14 protein-coding genes are annotated in these 14,802 nt (G+C 47.0%); all 14 read right to left on the bottom strand.

All coding sequences use genetic code 11. From position 1 onward, the window contains the following. Positions 1 to 163 precede the first annotated feature (163 nt). Positions 164 to 1,867 carry an urease subunit alpha gene (gene ureC, locus vsple_RS03055; protein ID WP_261882633.1) on the bottom strand — a complete coding sequence of 568 codons (1,704 nt, stop codon included), beginning with the start codon at positions 1,865 to 1,867 and terminating at the stop codon, positions 164 to 166. 59 nt (positions 1,868 to 1,926) lie between these two features. Next, positions 1,927 to 2,262: an urease subunit beta gene (locus vsple_RS03050; protein ID WP_261882632.1), complete on the bottom strand. Its 336-nt coding sequence runs from the start codon at positions 2,260 to 2,262 to the stop codon at positions 1,927 to 1,929. A 10-nt stretch (positions 2,263 to 2,272) separates the two neighbouring features. After that, positions 2,273 to 2,575: an urease subunit gamma gene (ureA, locus tag vsple_RS03045; protein ID WP_032551330.1), complete on the bottom strand. Its 303-nt coding sequence runs from the start codon at positions 2,573 to 2,575 to the stop codon at positions 2,273 to 2,275. 144 nt (positions 2,576 to 2,719) lie between these two features. Further along, complete coding sequence (locus vsple_RS03040) at positions 2,720 to 3,649, bottom strand: urease accessory protein UreD (protein ID WP_261882631.1); 930 nt, start codon at positions 3,647 to 3,649, stop codon at positions 2,720 to 2,722. Next, entirely contained in the window at positions 3,646 to 4,341 is a 696-nt protein-coding gene (gene urtE, locus vsple_RS03035) for an urea ABC transporter ATP-binding subunit UrtE (protein ID WP_261882630.1), read from the bottom strand. The genes vsple_RS03040 and urtE overlap by 4 nt, the downstream gene beginning before the upstream one ends. A 1-nt stretch (position 4,342) precedes the next feature. Then, a complete protein-coding gene (gene urtD / locus vsple_RS03030; protein WP_261882629.1) occupies positions 4,343 to 5,185 on the bottom strand; it encodes an urea ABC transporter ATP-binding protein UrtD in 843 nt (280 codons plus the stop codon). Beyond that, positions 5,182 to 6,405, bottom strand: a complete 1,224-nt coding sequence (urtC, locus tag vsple_RS03025) for an urea ABC transporter permease subunit UrtC (RefSeq protein WP_261882628.1) — start codon at positions 6,403 to 6,405, stop codon at positions 5,182 to 5,184. Before urtC ends, urtD begins: the two co-directional genes overlap by 4 nt. 10 nt (positions 6,406 to 6,415) lie before the next feature. Continuing rightward, entirely contained in the window at positions 6,416 to 8,044 is a 1,629-nt protein-coding gene (gene urtB, locus vsple_RS03020; RefSeq protein WP_261882627.1) for an urea ABC transporter permease subunit UrtB, read from the bottom strand. Between the two features lie 211 nt (positions 8,045 to 8,255). After that, positions 8,256 to 9,542: an urea ABC transporter substrate-binding protein gene (gene urtA / locus vsple_RS03015; protein WP_261882626.1), complete on the bottom strand. Its 1,287-nt coding sequence runs from the start codon at positions 9,540 to 9,542 to the stop codon at positions 8,256 to 8,258. A gap of 296 nt (positions 9,543 to 9,838) precedes the next feature. Continuing rightward, complete coding sequence (locus vsple_RS03010) at positions 9,839 to 10,066, bottom strand: zinc ribbon domain-containing protein (RefSeq protein ID WP_255231370.1); 228 nt, start codon at positions 10,064 to 10,066, stop codon at positions 9,839 to 9,841. A 311-nt stretch (positions 10,067 to 10,377) separates the two neighbouring features. Next, entirely contained in the window at positions 10,378 to 11,265 is an 888-nt protein-coding gene (locus vsple_RS03005; protein WP_261882625.1) for an alanyl-tRNA editing protein, read from the bottom strand. Positions 11,266 to 11,338: 73 nt separating this feature from the next. Next, entirely contained in the window at positions 11,339 to 12,820 is a 1,482-nt protein-coding gene (gene der, locus vsple_RS03000) for a ribosome biogenesis GTPase Der (RefSeq protein ID WP_032551321.1), read from the bottom strand. Positions 12,821 to 12,979: 159 nt separating this feature from the next. Further along, positions 12,980 to 14,140 (bottom strand): outer membrane protein assembly factor BamB, encoded by a 1,161-nt coding sequence (gene bamB / locus vsple_RS02995; protein ID WP_255231373.1) that lies wholly within the window; start codon positions 14,138 to 14,140, stop codon positions 12,980 to 12,982. Between the two features lie 10 nt (positions 14,141 to 14,150). Next, a complete protein-coding gene (locus tag vsple_RS02990) occupies positions 14,151 to 14,765 on the bottom strand; it encodes a YfgM family protein (RefSeq protein WP_255231374.1) in 615 nt (204 codons plus the stop codon). Positions 14,766 to 14,802 lie beyond the last annotated feature (37 nt).

The following is a 14,802-nucleotide window of genomic DNA, read 5'->3' as shown; positions in this document are numbered from 1 at the left end:
CGTAGAATTAAAATCCGAGCTCTTAAAACAAGAGTGTTCAAATCAAGAGCTCTCTAAAATAATTTTTCGTAAAACCATTCTTCTCTGAAACCGCTGTTCTCTGCAGCAGCTCTTCTCAAAACAGCTTTTGTTTAAAACAACTTTTCTTTAAAACAACTTCTCTTTAAAACAAAAAGTAACGCTGTGCCATCGGCAGCTCTTTGACCGGCTCACACTCAAGCAGTTGTCCATCAGCTCGTACTTGATAGGTTTGTGAATCGACTTCGATCTTTGGCATCCAATCGTTGAGCTTCATATCTGCTTTGCTGATATTTCGGCAGTTACTCACCACACCAATCAGGCTCTTTAGCCCAAGCTGCTTATCAATGTTTTGCGCCTTGGCTTCTTTAGAAACAAAAAGCATCGAGGTGTTTTGACTTGCCTTGCCCGAGCTACCAAACATAGAGCGGTAGTGCACAGGCTGTGGCGTTGGGATAGAGGCATTAGGGTCACCCATCGGGGCCATCGCGATCATGCCGCCTTTCAAGATTACACTTGGTTTCACACCAAAAAAGGCTGGTTTCCACAACACAAGGTCGGCCAACTTACCTTCTTCAATTGAGCCAATTTCATGCGCCATGCCGTGAGTGATGGCAGGGTTAATGGTGTACTTTGCAATGTAGCGACGCAGACGGAAGTTATCGCTGTAGTCTGAATCCTCCTCTAGGCTGCCACGCTGCACTTTCATCTTGTGCGCGGTTTGCCAAGTACGAGTGATCACCTCACCTACTCGTCCCATCGCTTGTGAATCCGATGCAATCATCGAGAACGCACCGAGATCGTGCAGAATGTCCTCAGCAGCGATGGTTTCACGGCGGATACGAGACTCAGCAAACGCGACATCTTCAGCAATCGACGGAGAAAGGTGGTGACACACCATCAGCATATCTAAATGCTCATCAACGGTATTGACGGTATAAGGCCTTGTTGGGTTGGTTGATGACGGCAATACATTTGGTTCACCTGCAGCACGAATAATATCGGGCGCATGACCGCCACCTGCTCCTTCAGTGTGGTAGGTATGAATCACGCGATCACCAATTGCACCGAGTGTCGATTCCACAAAGCCTGATTCGTTCAAGGTGTCAGTATGAATCGCAACTTGTACATCCATCTCATCAGCAACACTTAAACACGTATCAATCGATGCGGGCGTAGTTCCCCAATCTTCGTGCAGCTTTAAGCCCACTGCACCCGCAGCCACTTGCTCACGTAATGCTTCTGGTTGGCTGGCGTTACCCTTGCCGAGTAAGCCAAAGTTCATTGGGTATTCGTCCAAGGCTTCCAACATACGGTGCATGTTCCACGGACCCGGCGTACAGGTGGTGGCGTTAGTTCCTGTATTTGGCCCAGTACCACCACCGATCATGGTTGTGACGCCTGACGCCAACGCCTCTTCAATCTGCTGCGGGCAGATAAAGTGAATGTGTGAATCAATGCCACCAGCCGTCAGGATTGCGCCCTCACCGGCTAAGATTTCGGTGCCCGGGCCAATCACGATATCAACGCCCGGCTGAACGTCTGGGTTGCCCGCTTTACCGAGCGCCTGAATGCGGCCATCTTTAATCGCAACATCGGCTTTTACGATGCCCCAATAATCGAGCACGACGGCATTGGTGATCACGAGATCTGGCGTTTCTGCGCTCACTCGCTGGCTCTGTCCCATGCCATCACGAATCACTTTGCCGCCACCAAACTTCACTTCGTCACCGTAAACGGTGTAGTCCTTTTCTACTTCTAGCCATAAATCGGTATCTGCAAGACGCACTCGGTCACCGACCGTTGGCCCAAACATCTCGGCATAAGCCTGTCTGGATATCGTCGCCATTATCAATCCTTTGTTATTTTATCTCTTTGACGGTTATCTGCTTCGGGTAGTGTTGAGCGTTAAAGCTTACCCATCACTTTTCCTTGGAAGCCGTACACTTCCCTTGCACCTGCATAGCTCACCAGCTCAACAGTACGCGACTGGCCCGGTTCAAAACGGGTTGCAGTGCCAGCAGGGATGTTCAGGCGATAGCCCTTAGTTAATTCTCGCTCGAAAATCAGAGAAGGGTTCGCTTCATAGAAGTGATAGTGAGAGCCTATTTGAACCGGACGGTCACCAATGTTGTTGACCTTCACAGAGACAGTATCTCGCCCTTCATTCAAGGTAATACTGCCGGGTGCTGTCTCTATTTTTCCGGGTACAAACCCGCTGTAGTTTGAGTTGGAACTGGCCATTGAACTCTCCTTACACAATCGGTTCGTGAACGGTCACCAACTTGGTGCCATCAGGAAAGGTGGCCTCGACTTGCACGTCGGGGATCATGGAGGGAATGCCTTCCATCACATCATCGACGGTGAGAAGAGTACGTCCAAAATCCATTAGCTCGGAGACGGTTTTTCCTTCTCTCGCACCTTCGAGAATGGCGCTACTGATCAGTGCGATGGACTCTGGGTAGTTAAGTTTTAAGCCTTTGTCTTTTCTCTGCTGCGCGAGCATACCTGCGCAGAAGATGAGGAGTTTGTCTTTTTCTCTTGGTGTTAATTCCATTTATTTGCTCGCTGTTCGTCTAGCTACTTATCGTCTAGATACTTAGCCCGTTTTCCTTCTGAACTAAGTGAATTTTTCACACAGCAAGCGAAAAAAAGTACCGAGGGCTGGAAGTCTACCCTCGGTACAAAAATGGGCAGGTCGCTAAGTCGCCCAAATCCTTGGTAAATCAGGAGTGGAACCACAAAGGTGTGAGCGCGTTGCTTGCCATATCTGTCCAAAGGCTTGGAGTATGTCTTCACTCCAATGACCTAAAGCTCGGATCACAATCAACCCTTCAATTTGTGTCGCGCCCATAATTAATGAGGACTTACTCGATGAACCAAAATGAACAGGTTGCAGTGAAGCTTGCTGTGTAATAGATAAGAGCAAGCTCTGTACCAACTCTAAATCTTGTGGCTCATCCGCGGTAATATAGAAGGTACCCATCATCGGGTAGTTTAATAACCCCATATTTATCATTAACTTATCGCCACCATGAAAATTAAAACCTTCGGTAAGCAATTTCTTGTTATCTAAGTAGATTTCAGTTTTCCCGACCAGGTGTCCTTGCTCGAATCCCTCATTTTGTGCAGGCCGACCAAAACAGTGCATCTCCCAACCCCAAAACTGTGCACCTTTTTCAAGATAGATTTCAGTGTCTAAACGGACGTGCGCATCGGGAAAAAAGATGTTCTCTTGTGGCATCCACTCAAGGCGCGCATCTTTAGCGACGTGCAGCATCTGTTTTTGCTTGGCGTACTTAGCGTTAGAACGATAAAACTTGGTGGCACCCGGTGTTGTGATCAGAGTGTGCGCGCCACTTTCTACTGAGATATCAATATTTAAGCTATCTCCACCCACAACACCACCCGGTGGATGCAGCAGGTAGCTGTGACAGGTTTTGCCATCAGGATACAGAGGTCTTTGCACTGCAAGAGGCCCCAGCTGATAACGATGTTTGAGTACGGTTTTGTCTCCACGGTCTGCAAAGGTAAGATTCAAATGGGCTTGCCAGCCGTCTCTCACATCCTCTGCAATTGCCATCCCAAGTGGCTGCGCGTCTTCCAAGATCGCGTTAAGTACATCGCTCATACCGTGAGATACTCCTTTATCAATTTTTCATCGAGACCTTCCATTTCGCCTTCTGCTACTTGTCGGCCTCGGTCAAGAATGCAAAAGCGGTCTCCCACCTTGCGAGCAAACGGCAGCTTCTGCTCAACCAGCAATACTGTTAGCCCCATTTTTTCGTTAAGCATGCGGATAATGTCGCCAATTTCCTGAACAATATTCGGCTGGATCCCCTCGGTCGGCTCATCCAGAATCAGTAACTTTGGATTGACTACCAAGGCTCTGCCGATCGCCAGCTGCTGCTGTTGCCCACCAGACAGATCGCCTCCGCGACGATGCAGCATCTCTTTCAATACCGGAAATAGATCAAAGATAAACTCTGGGATCTTGCGATCGCCTTTGTCACGGATAGGCAATCCAACCTCTAGGTTCTCTTGAACCGTGAGCATAGGGAAGATTTGACGCCCCTGCGGTACATAACCAATTCCCTGTCTTGGACGCTCTTCTGCATCGGTTTTCAACAGAGATTCTCCAGAGAGCGAGATGTCGCCACTTTCAACTTTGACCAATCCCATAATGCACTGCAACAAGGTGGTTTTACCGACGCCATTGCGCCCCATAAGTACGGTGCACTTGCCTTCTGGAATATGCATATCTAAATCCCACAAGGTGTGGCTCTCACCGTAATACTGATTAACGGATTTCACTTGTAACATCTTACTCTCCCAGATAAACCTGTTTAACTTGTGGGTGTGCTTGCACTTGATCCATGGTGCCTTCCGCCAGAACATGTCCTTGGTGAAGTACCGTCACGTGGCTGGCAATCGAACGCACAAAATCCATGTCATGTTCAACCACCACCACTGAGTGCTTACCTGCAAGAGAGTTAAGTAGCTCTGAGGTTCTGTCCATCTCCTGATGAGTCATGCCTGCCACGGGCTCATCCACCAGCAACAACTTAGGGTTTTGCATCAGCAGCATGCCGATTTCCAGCCACTGCTTCTGACCATGAGATAGATTCCCAGCGAGGTTGGTCGCTTCTTCATGCAAGTGAATCAGTTCAAGTACAGAGATCAGCTTATCTTTCTGTTCACCGTTCATCACCGCGGTGAAGGTTCCCCATACTGAGCGCACACCAGACATAGCTAGCTCTAAGTTTTGCCACACAGTAAGGCACTCAATCACCGTTGGCTTTTGGAACTTGCGCCCAATGCCCGCGTTGGCAATCTCGGCTTCATTCATCTTCAAAAGATTGATGTTAGAGCCAAGCCATACCTCTCCAGTATCGGGTTTGGTTTTACCAGTGATGATATCCATCATGGTGGTTTTACCCGCTCCATTTGGACCTATGATGCAGCGCAGTTCCCCTTCCTTGATATACAGGTTCAGGTCATTGATCGCCTTGAAACCGTCGAAGCTTTTATTCACCCCCTCCACATACAGCAAAATGTTGTGGCGCGTATCAATCGCAGGGTGCACATCTGGCTTAAGATAATCAAAAACTTGATCACGACGTGTCAGTGCACTCACCGAGTCCTTTAGAGAGTTCAATGTACTCATGCTGTCACCTCCTTCGGCTTGATTGATGAGCTACCCGTATTGTCTGAATTAGGGTTAGAAGGCGTATTGTTCGATGAATCACTATTGGAAGAGTCAGGCTTCGACGCGCTGGTTTTCTTGCGCAGTTGCTGCCACTTATCGCTGACAAAGCCAATTACACCTTGTGGGAAGTACATGGTCGATAGCACAAACAGACCGCCTAAAGCGAATAGCCACACCTCTGGGAATTCGACCGTGAACCAGCTCTTGGCATAATTGATAATGAGCGCACCGACAATCGCACCAAACAGAGTCGCTCGACCGCCCAAAGCAACCCACACCACCACTTCAATCGAGTTAAGCGGCGCAAATTCACCTGGGTTGATGATGCCAACTTGTGGTACGTACAATGCCCCTGCAATACCCGCGATAACCGCCGATAGCACAAATACCCACAGCTTGATGCCATCAACGTCATAGCCCATGAAGCGAGTGCGTGACTCAGTATCGCGAATAGCCAGCGCAACACGACCCAAGCGACTGGTGACCACCATACGACAAACGATGTAGCTGATAATCAACGCCAAGCCCGTGCAGACAAATAGGCCGATTTTGGTTGCGTCGCTCTGCAGGCTGTAACCTATGATGTCTTTAAAATCCGTCAGGCCATTGTTACCGCCAAAGCCCATTTCATTGCGGAAAAACGCCAGCATCAGCGCGTAGGTCAGCGCCTGCGTCATGATAGAGAGATAAACGCCAGACACGCGCGAACGAAATGCCAGATAGCCGAACAAGTAGGCTAATGCGCCCGGCACTAGAAGAACCATCAAGCAAGCGAACCAAAACTGATCAAAACCTTGCCAAAACCATGGCAACGCCGACCAATCAAGGAACACCATAAAATCAGGTAAGATAGGATCACCATAAACCCCACGGTCACCGATCTGACGCATCAGGTACATGCCCATCGCATAACCACCCAACGCAAAGAATGCCCCGTGCCCAAGGCTGAGAATACCTAAGTAACCCCAGACTAAATCCAGCGCTAAAGCTAGCATTGCATAGCTCAAATACTTACCCATCAAAGAGATAGTGAAAGTCTCAACATGAAGTGGGTGTCCACTTGGCAGCAGCGTATTGGCCATAGGCACCAAAACCACCGCTGCCAGTAAGATAAGGATCGTCAACTGACCGCCCTTATCACCTCTCAAGGCTGAGAGAACAAAAGATTTCGACTGCATAATGTTCTCCTTAACCTTCAGCCGCACGCCCACGCTGCGGGAATAGCCCGCGTGGTCGTTTTTGAATAAATAGAATGATGAAAACCAGAACTAAGATCTTGGCGAGAACCGCGCCTGCCCAAGGCTCTAAAACCTTGTTAAACAGACCCAGACTCAAACCTGCAACTAAAGTGCCCCATAGGTTACCAACACCGCCAAACACCACTACCATGAATGAGTCGATGATGTAGGCTTGTCCCATGTTCGGGCCAACGTTGGTCAATTGAGAGAGAGCCACACCCGCAACGCCTGCGACACCAGAACCTAAACCGAAGGTCATAGCATCTACACGCTCAGATCGAATACCCATTGCACGAGCCATTGCACGGTTTTGAGATACAGCACGTACCTGCAAGCCAAGTGGCGTTTTCTTCAGAACCATAAGCAGTCCTATAAACACCAAAGCACAGAACAAAATGATATAGAGTCGGTTATAAGTCAGTGACAACATTGGGTTGAGCTCAAGCGCACCTGCCATCCATTCTGGTGTACTCACAGAGCGGTTAAGTGGTGAGAAGATACTGCGAACCGCTTGTTGTAAGATCAAGCTGATACCAAATGTCGCAAGCAGCGTTTCGAGTGGACGACCGTAAAGGTGACGAATAACAGAGCGTTCGATAACAATGCCAACTAACCCAGAAACGATGAAAGCAACCGGAATCGACAATAGCAACGCAGTACCAATATGGTTTGGCATCAACAGTTGCAGAACATAGGTAGTGTAAGCGCCTATCATGATCAGCTCGCCGTGAGCCATATTAATCACGCCCATGACACCAAACGTAATCGCTAAGCCAATACCGGCTAGTACCAATACTGAACCCATACTCAAACCAAAGAAGACAGTTTCAACGCCTGAGTAGAAAGATTGGCTCTGCTGATATTGATCGAGTGCGCGCTCAGCCGCATCAATGATTGCCGGTTCACTCTCTTTGCTAAGCAGTGTATTAAGCGTTTTAAGCACCACAGATTGCTTAAAATCACCTAAGGTTTCGATAGCCTCGATACGCGACGCTGCATTGGTTTGGTTGTCTTGAGAAATATGTACCGCCAATAGCAATGTCATTAAATCAGCGACACGATCATTCTCTTCGCTAGGCTGCATTAGCCTGATGCGCTCTATGATGGCGCGATCTTTAGTACCAAGCAGGTTGTTGACCGATTGATAGCGAACCTCTGAATCTTCGCTATTAAGCCCCATTGAGGCGATTTCGATACGTAGGATTCCACGCAGTTTGTTGTTTACGCGAACCTTTTTAAATGGCTTAGTCGACTCAATCGCCAGAGTCTCGTCACTCCAAGCAGATTGTGCATGAGTGGCTGTTTTAATCCCTTCAATCAAATACAGCTGTTTGTAGTGGTCGCTCTTTCTGTCATTCACATAGTAGAGCGTGCCGTTAAGCCAACTGTTCAAGAGTGGTAGTGCGACGCCTTCCGGTTGCGAAGCAATGATCCATTCAATAGCTGACTCTTTCTCTGACGTTTTTTTACCAATTAGCGCCTTGGTAAAACTTGCGCTGTCGGACACATCGGCCCACGCAAACTGCGCACTCACTACAAAAAGCAGCAGTGCCTTAAACACGTTTAATACGTTTTTCATTTATTGTTCCTTAACCCACCAAGCACGTTTTTATTCAAGCCACGCGTACGCAGCTTATTCTTATAGTTCCTTGGAATCTTATTGTTGTTTGGATACTTATTGCTGCTTGGAAAATCATCCTGATTTGGACGCATCAACATTTGGATGCACTCACGAAGGCGCCCTCGGCGAAGTTGACTGAAATGCCAAGAGCGCACGTATTTAGGTGTGCTTAATTGCTACCTGAACACGTCTTCGTTTCTACATTGAAAGCACCACATGAGAATGGCTTCGACCAGCTAGAGTAAAGTTTGGCTGATTCCGGTAAGTAGCTTGACCACGCATCCCCAGCCACAAGACCGGTAGTTTCCCACACAACTTCAAACTGGCCGTCTTCTTGGATCTCACCGATCAATACTGGTTTGGTGATATGGTGGTTAGGTAGCATGGTTGAGTAACCACCTGATAAGTTAGGAACAGAAACACCAATCAATGCATCTTGCACCGCTTCTGCATCGGTTGTGCCCGCATTGGTCACAGCTTGAGCCCACATGTTGAAGCCGACGTAGTGCGCTTCCATTGGATCGTTGGTCACGCGTTTTTCGTTCTTAATGAATGCTTGCCATGTCTCGACAAACTCTTCGTTGGCTTCGGTATCGACACTCATGAAGTAGTTCCAAGCAGCAAGGTGACCAACCAATGGCTCAGTATCCATGCCCGATAGCTCTTCTTCACCCACCGAGAAGGCAATCACAGGAATGTCTTCAGATGAGATACCTTGTGCGCCCAACTCTTTATAGAATGGAACATTCGCATCGCCATTAACCGTTGAGACTACGGCTGTCTTTTTACCTGCATCGCCAAACTTCTTAATATCAGAAACAATAGACTGCCAATCAGAGTGACCAAACGGTGTGTAATTGATCATGATGTCTTCTTGCGCGACACCTTTCTCTTTTAGGTAAGCTTCAAGGATCTTGTTGGTTGTACGCGGATAAACGTAATCTGTCCCCGCAAGTACCCAGCGCTTCACTTCAAGCTCCTCCATCAAGTAATCCACTGCTGGGATCGCTTGTTGGTTTGGCGCAGCACCCGTATAGAAAACGTTTTTCGAAGACTCTTCACCTTCATATTGAACTGGGTAAAAAAGAATACTGTTGAGCTCTTCAAACACTGGCAACATGGATTTACGAGAAACCGATGTCCAACCACCAAACACCACATCGACTTGCTCTTTTTCAATCAATTCACGGGCTTTTTCAGCAAATAGCGGCCAGTTTGATGCTGGGTCAACGACAACTGGTTCAAGCTTTTTACCCAGTAGACCACCTTTCTTGTTCTGTTCATCTATTAGCATCAGAACCGTGTCTTTTAGCGTAGTTTCACTGATCGCCATAGTGCCCGACAAAGAGTGTAGAACCCCCACCTTAATCGTATCTTCCGCAGCCAACACGCTTGCAGAAGAGAAAGAGAGTGAAGTACATAGTGCAGCTAACGATAATTTGAACACCTTGTTCATAGTTGTTACTCCATAATTGTTTTTTATTATCCAGTTATAGAACTACAAGAAGAGTGCCAAGCTATCTACAAAGTTAAAAATAAATTAAACGATTGATTCTTAATGACTTAAATTGATATGAGACCACTATGGTGCAAGGTGCACTATGTAAGCTGATTCATGGTGGTGCAGTTGTCTTAGAAATGAACCAATATGAAACATGACGATAAGAAAAAGCCCAGCTCGTTGAGAAGTGGGCTTAAAAAAAGAAATGTATTTTAGGACGAGACAAACAAAATGGACGAGTTACACCAAAACTAAGCCGTCGGCTTAAACTCAAATGTGACTCTCGACTTAGACTTAAGCTCATTGCACTTATCATTGCAGAAATAACTGGCAGAACCGCATGCCTGAAGCTTCTCGAGTTGGCTTTGGCAATCCGGGCAGTAACCAATTTTAGTGAAGTGCATTGCACAGGTTTCGCAGTGGTATTGCCCGTCCCAACCTAATTCAGACTGGCACTGAGGGCAGGTATTTTCACTCATATCGCATTCCTAAATCATCAACTAGGGTTAACTCTACGCTTAGTGTATTTTCGATTGCTTGATTTGATACATGTTCTTGTCATTATCGGTTCGATATCAAAATACTATGCAGGGTATATCACGAAGATCAAAGCTTGATCTTTTGCTTTATCTATTTTGATCAGCGATCTACCCTAAAAAGAATATTTATATCACCACACACCGAAAGCATAAGTTACATGTGCTGCATTTGGATTTTAAACAGAGTAATAATCCATATAAGGTTAAAAACAGTTACTTAAACAGAATATCACCAATCGATCTAAAACCAATTATCTTTGATTTACATGCGTCTGCATTTCAATGTGTTGGTCATCGAGTTTGGTCAATTTTACTGTCAAACCACCAAGCTCAGCTGTACTATTGATGTGAGTTCCACCACAAGGAATTGAAATTAAAGTACTTTCATTTTTCTGCCATTGCCAGTAACGGGAATCTGTCAAACACTCACCATCCAATTTCATTGCAACTGAGCTTTTTTGCTCCAACCAATCGGCGATCGTTTGATTGACTGCGATTTCAATTGCAGAAAGATTTTCGAGCATATCCGCAACATTAAGACCACGTTTCTTGAGAGTTTTGCCCAAACGGTATTTATCGGTACATAAATCAGGGGTTACAAAGCTGGTCACTTGAGCATAGCTATTGAAATCATAGTGGCCCAATGGATCTTTTCTGTCTGCATCTTTACGCCAATATTGCTCTGCAAGCACTTGGTTTAAAGCAAGATATGCGATGTGTCCGGCACTGTGTCCACGGCTAAGGCTATCTTGATAGTCTTGGTCAACGTGAAGCTCGACAGCTTGACCAACTTCAATAGCCTCTGAAGAAGCCGGTAGTTGATGCACCACAACAAACACCCACCCCTCTGTATCTCTCTTAACAGGAATATCTTCTGCAACGAAGAGTTTTCCAGTCGATTGTTCTATCGCTCCAACCAGACAGTCTTCTACCTCTATCTGCTGTTGATTAGCGACAATGTAGCCGCGGTCTGCAGGGTGATCAGGCCAAATATGGCTAACTGGGTGAAATGGGGTTTTATTAACAACAAGGTAAGTTTTCTCAGCTTGCTGCTCTGTGTATTGCGCAGTAGCGGTTAGGCTCCAAGTTTGGTGACAAAACTGAGTGATGGTTGGATGAATTTGAATCGGTGTAGTCATGTTCTTTAGATCTAATGAATTTTGCTTAAAAAAATACCCGAGCTCGGCTCGGGTATCAAATCAGTTATAAAGGTTACTTACGGCCTTTCATCATGCTCATCATGCGCTTACGTTTACGCTCTTGAGAGACAGTTAGCTTGTTAGTCTTACCTTCAAACGGGTTCTCACTGTTCTGGAACTGAATACGAATCGGTGTACCCATGATCTCTAAAGAACGGCGATAGTAATTCATCAAGTAACGTTTGTACGAATCTGGTAGCTCACGAACTTGGTTACCGTGGATAACCACGATCGGTGGGTTGTAACCACCCGCGTGCGCGTATTTAAGCTTCACACGACGGCCACGAACCATTGGCGGTTGGTGATCATCGGTTGCCATCTTCATGATACGTGTTAGTACCGATGTACCTACACGTGTCGTCGCTGACTTGTAAGCTTCTTGAACAGACTCAAACAAGTGACCAACACCTGTGCCGTGAAGTGCAGAGATGAAGTGGATACGTGCAAAGTCAACGAAACCAAGACGGCGGTCTAGCTCTTTCTTTACGCGCTCTTTGACGTCATTATCCAGACCATCCCACTTGTTTACTGCGATCACAATTGAACGACCAGCATTCAAAGCGAAACCTAGCAGGCTCAAGTCTTGGTCAGAGATGTTTTCGCGAGCATCGATAACAAGTAGAACAACGTTAGCGTCTTCAACCGCCTTCAGCGTTTTAACAACCGAGAACTTCTCAACCGTTTCGTTGATGTTCTTACGACGACGTACACCCGCTGTATCAATCAGAACGTATTCACGCTCATCACGGCTCATTGGGATGTAGATAGAGTCACGCGTTGTGCCCGGCATATCGTAAACAACCACACGCTCTTCACCTAGGATACGGTTAGTTAGCGTTGATTTACCTACGTTTGGACGGCCAATGATCGCGAGCTTAATTGGTTGATCTTGAAGGCGCTGGAATTCTGCTTCCGCTTCTTCTTCAGTGAAATCAACTTGCTCAGCTTCTTCATCTTCAAACTCAGTCAGATCGCTCACTTCACCTGCTTCCGCTTTAAGTGCTTCTGCGAATGGGTTTAGGGCTAGATCGATAAGCGCTGTTACACCACGACCGTGAGCCGCAGCAATTTGGTACATGTCTTCAACGCCAAGTTGCCAGAAGTCTGCACTTGCTGCATCAGGGTCGATACCATCAACCTTGTTTACTACTAGCATTGAAGGCTTTTCTAACTGACGAAGGTGCTTCGCGATAGCAATATCAGACGGTGTTAGACCAGCACGGCCATCTACCATGAACAGTACAACATCAGCTTCATCGATCGCCGCTAATGACTGTTCTGCCATTTTAGTTTCAACACCCTCTTCAGTACCGTCGATACCACCGGTGTCGATAACAATAAATTCATGTTCACCAAGCTGAGCTTGGCCATACTTACGGTCACGCGTTAAGCCAGGAAAATCCGCAACCAATGCATCGCGAGTTCGAGTCAATCGGTTAAACAACGTAGACTTACCTACGTTCGGACGCCCTACTAGAGCAACAACAGGTACCATAACAACCTCTACAATTTCTTTTCTTAATGTAGTTATAGGTAAACACTTGTTCGCAAGTTTAAACTCTTACCTATAACCACACGCTTTATTAATTTTACAACAACAAAACGGCTCCTGGCTGTTACCAACCAGGAGCCGACTGTGAATTATATCACGCTTTTATTGGCTAATCGTCAGTTTCTTTACATCGCCGTTGCGAGTAACGACAAGGTAGCCGCCAGCTAGCTCAATTGGTGCCACAGCAAAGCCACTGTCATCCACCAGCTGCTGGGCAACAAAGTCGCCTGTTGCGCGGTCTAGCCAGTGTAGGTAACCTTCTGTATCACCTACCACAACATATCCGTTAATGATAGCAGGTGCTGTCAGTAAGCGGTTTTCAAGCAGAGATGTACTCCAGATCTCTGTACCACTGCGCGCATCAACCGCAGCTAAATGATCGTTATCTGTCACAACAAACAGACGGCTGCCATCGCTCGCTAAGTCAATAGCAGAAGAGTAATTACGCTTCCACACTGGTTTACCTGAACGTAGGTCAATCGCAATCAATTGACCATTAATGCCGACAGTATAGAGCGTGCCACCTAGGACAACTGGAGAAGAGTCAACATCAACAAGACGATCGATTTCAGTCGCGCCTTTTGGTGTGCCTACTGGTTGTTGCCAAATAAGCTGGCCACGGTCAACGATAGCAGCAGCCAATCGACCATTTGCCGTTCCCCAGAACACACCGCCAGATACTGTCACAGGTGCACTGTCACCACGCAGAGTTAAGCTAGGAACTTCGGTACTGATGGTCCACTTTTCCTCACCTGTTGCTTGGTCAAGCGCTACCATCATGCCACGGCTAGTGTGAACCAGAACCATGTTGTTCTCTGTTGCAGGTGCCGCTAATACTTCACCATTAACCGAAACACGCCATAGCTCTTCCCCGGTCTCTTCATCAACCGCGATCATCTCGCCATTTTCAGAACCTACGAAAACCTTACCGTAGCCTGCTGTCAAACCACCAGAGATACGCGCAATCACGTCTTTCTCTAGATCGTTTCTCCAGATCTCTTTACCCGTTTCTGGATCAAGCGCTTTGATCATGCCATCGCGGCTAGCCACAAATACTTTGTCGTATGCGTATTCAGGCGTGAGCTTTGAGAAGTAATGACCAACACCATCACCCACTGAAGTAGACCACTCTTGGGATGGTGTAAATTCACTCGTTACAGTTGGCACTGGTGCCATGATAACGGTGTCTTCTTCACCCGCACAGCCAGCAAGTAGCCCTAGAGCTATCGCACACAGTGTCGCTTTGGGAAACATCTTCTTCATTCAAAGCGCCTTATTTAGCTAAGTCGTCAAGTTTGATTTGAAGCGTTTGGCTAGCGTCAACCGCTTGTTGTGCCTCAGTATATGCCGCATATGCAGCATCGCTGTCGCCTTTACGCAGTGAGATATCACCACGCAGTTCAGCAACACGACCTTTCCAAGATTCATCAGTGATCGCCGCTAGTTCGCTAAGCGCTGCGTCAAACTCACCCTGCTCTGCTTTTACACGAGCTACACGGTAGCCTAGCAAAGGTGCTAATGCCGCGTCTTTTGTCGCTGACTGTGCCCACTCAAGCTGCTCAAGCGCTGCTGCTAAATCACCCGCTTCTACTTGTGCTTTTGCCAGTTGCATTGCCGCAAGTACAGAGTACTCGGCGTCTTTGTTGCTATCGATGAAAGCTTGAATATCCGCTTGTGCATCTAGGCCTTTTGCATCCAGTGCAGAAATCGCTGTGGTGTAGCTTTCAGAAGCTGCTTCACGAGCCTGGGTCACTGAGTCTTGGTAATAGCGCCAGCCAAACAGACCACCTAAACCAATCACAGCACCAAAGATCACAGCTTTGCCGTTCTCTTTCCACCAGTCTTTGATGGCTTCAACTTGTTGCTCTTCGCTATCGTAAAGTTCCACTTCCTGTCCTCTTTGATTCTTTTAAACGCCAGCAAGC

Origin of the sequence: Vibrio pelagius, from assembly GCF_024347575.1 — a bacterium.
Classification (GTDB): Bacteria; Pseudomonadota; Gammaproteobacteria; order Enterobacterales; family Vibrionaceae; genus Vibrio; species Vibrio pelagius.
Note: the sequence above shows the minus strand (reverse complement) of the source record. Positions and strands in the feature narration are given on the sequence as shown.

Coding starts and splice junctions, on each gene's coding strand:
- ureC (WP_261882633.1), bottom strand. CDS start 1,867: ATGGCGACGATATCCAGACAGGCTTATGCCGAGATGTTTGGGCCAACG.
- vsple_RS03050 (WP_261882632.1), bottom strand. CDS start 2,262: ATGGCCAGTTCCAACTCAAACTACAGCGGGTTTGTACCCGGAAAAATA.
- ureA (WP_032551330.1), bottom strand. CDS start 2,575: ATGGAATTAACACCAAGAGAAAAAGACAAACTCCTCATCTTCTGCGCA.
- vsple_RS03040 (WP_261882631.1), bottom strand. CDS start 3,649: ATGAGCGATGTACTTAACGCGATCTTGGAAGACGCGCAGCCACTTGGG.
- urtE (WP_261882630.1), bottom strand. CDS start 4,341: ATGTTACAAGTGAAATCCGTTAATCAGTATTACGGTGAGAGCCACACC.
- urtD (WP_261882629.1), bottom strand. CDS start 5,185: ATGAGTACATTGAACTCTCTAAAGGACTCGGTGAGTGCACTGACACGT.
- urtC (WP_261882628.1), bottom strand. CDS start 6,405: ATGCAGTCGAAATCTTTTGTTCTCTCAGCCTTGAGAGGTGATAAGGGC.
- urtB (WP_261882627.1), bottom strand. CDS start 8,044: ATGAAAAACGTATTAAACGTGTTTAAGGCACTGCTGCTTTTTGTAGTG.
- urtA (WP_261882626.1), bottom strand. CDS start 9,542: ATGAACAAGGTGTTCAAATTATCGTTAGCTGCACTATGTACTTCACTC.
- vsple_RS03010 (WP_255231370.1), bottom strand. CDS start 10,066: ATGAGTGAAAATACCTGCCCTCAGTGCCAGTCTGAATTAGGTTGGGAC.
- vsple_RS03005 (WP_261882625.1), bottom strand. CDS start 11,265: ATGACTACACCGATTCAAATTCATCCAACCATCACTCAGTTTTGTCAC.
- der (WP_032551321.1), bottom strand. CDS start 12,820: ATGGTACCTGTTGTTGCTCTAGTAGGGCGTCCGAACGTAGGTAAGTCT.
- bamB (WP_255231373.1), bottom strand. CDS start 14,140: ATGAAGAAGATGTTTCCCAAAGCGACACTGTGTGCGATAGCTCTAGGG.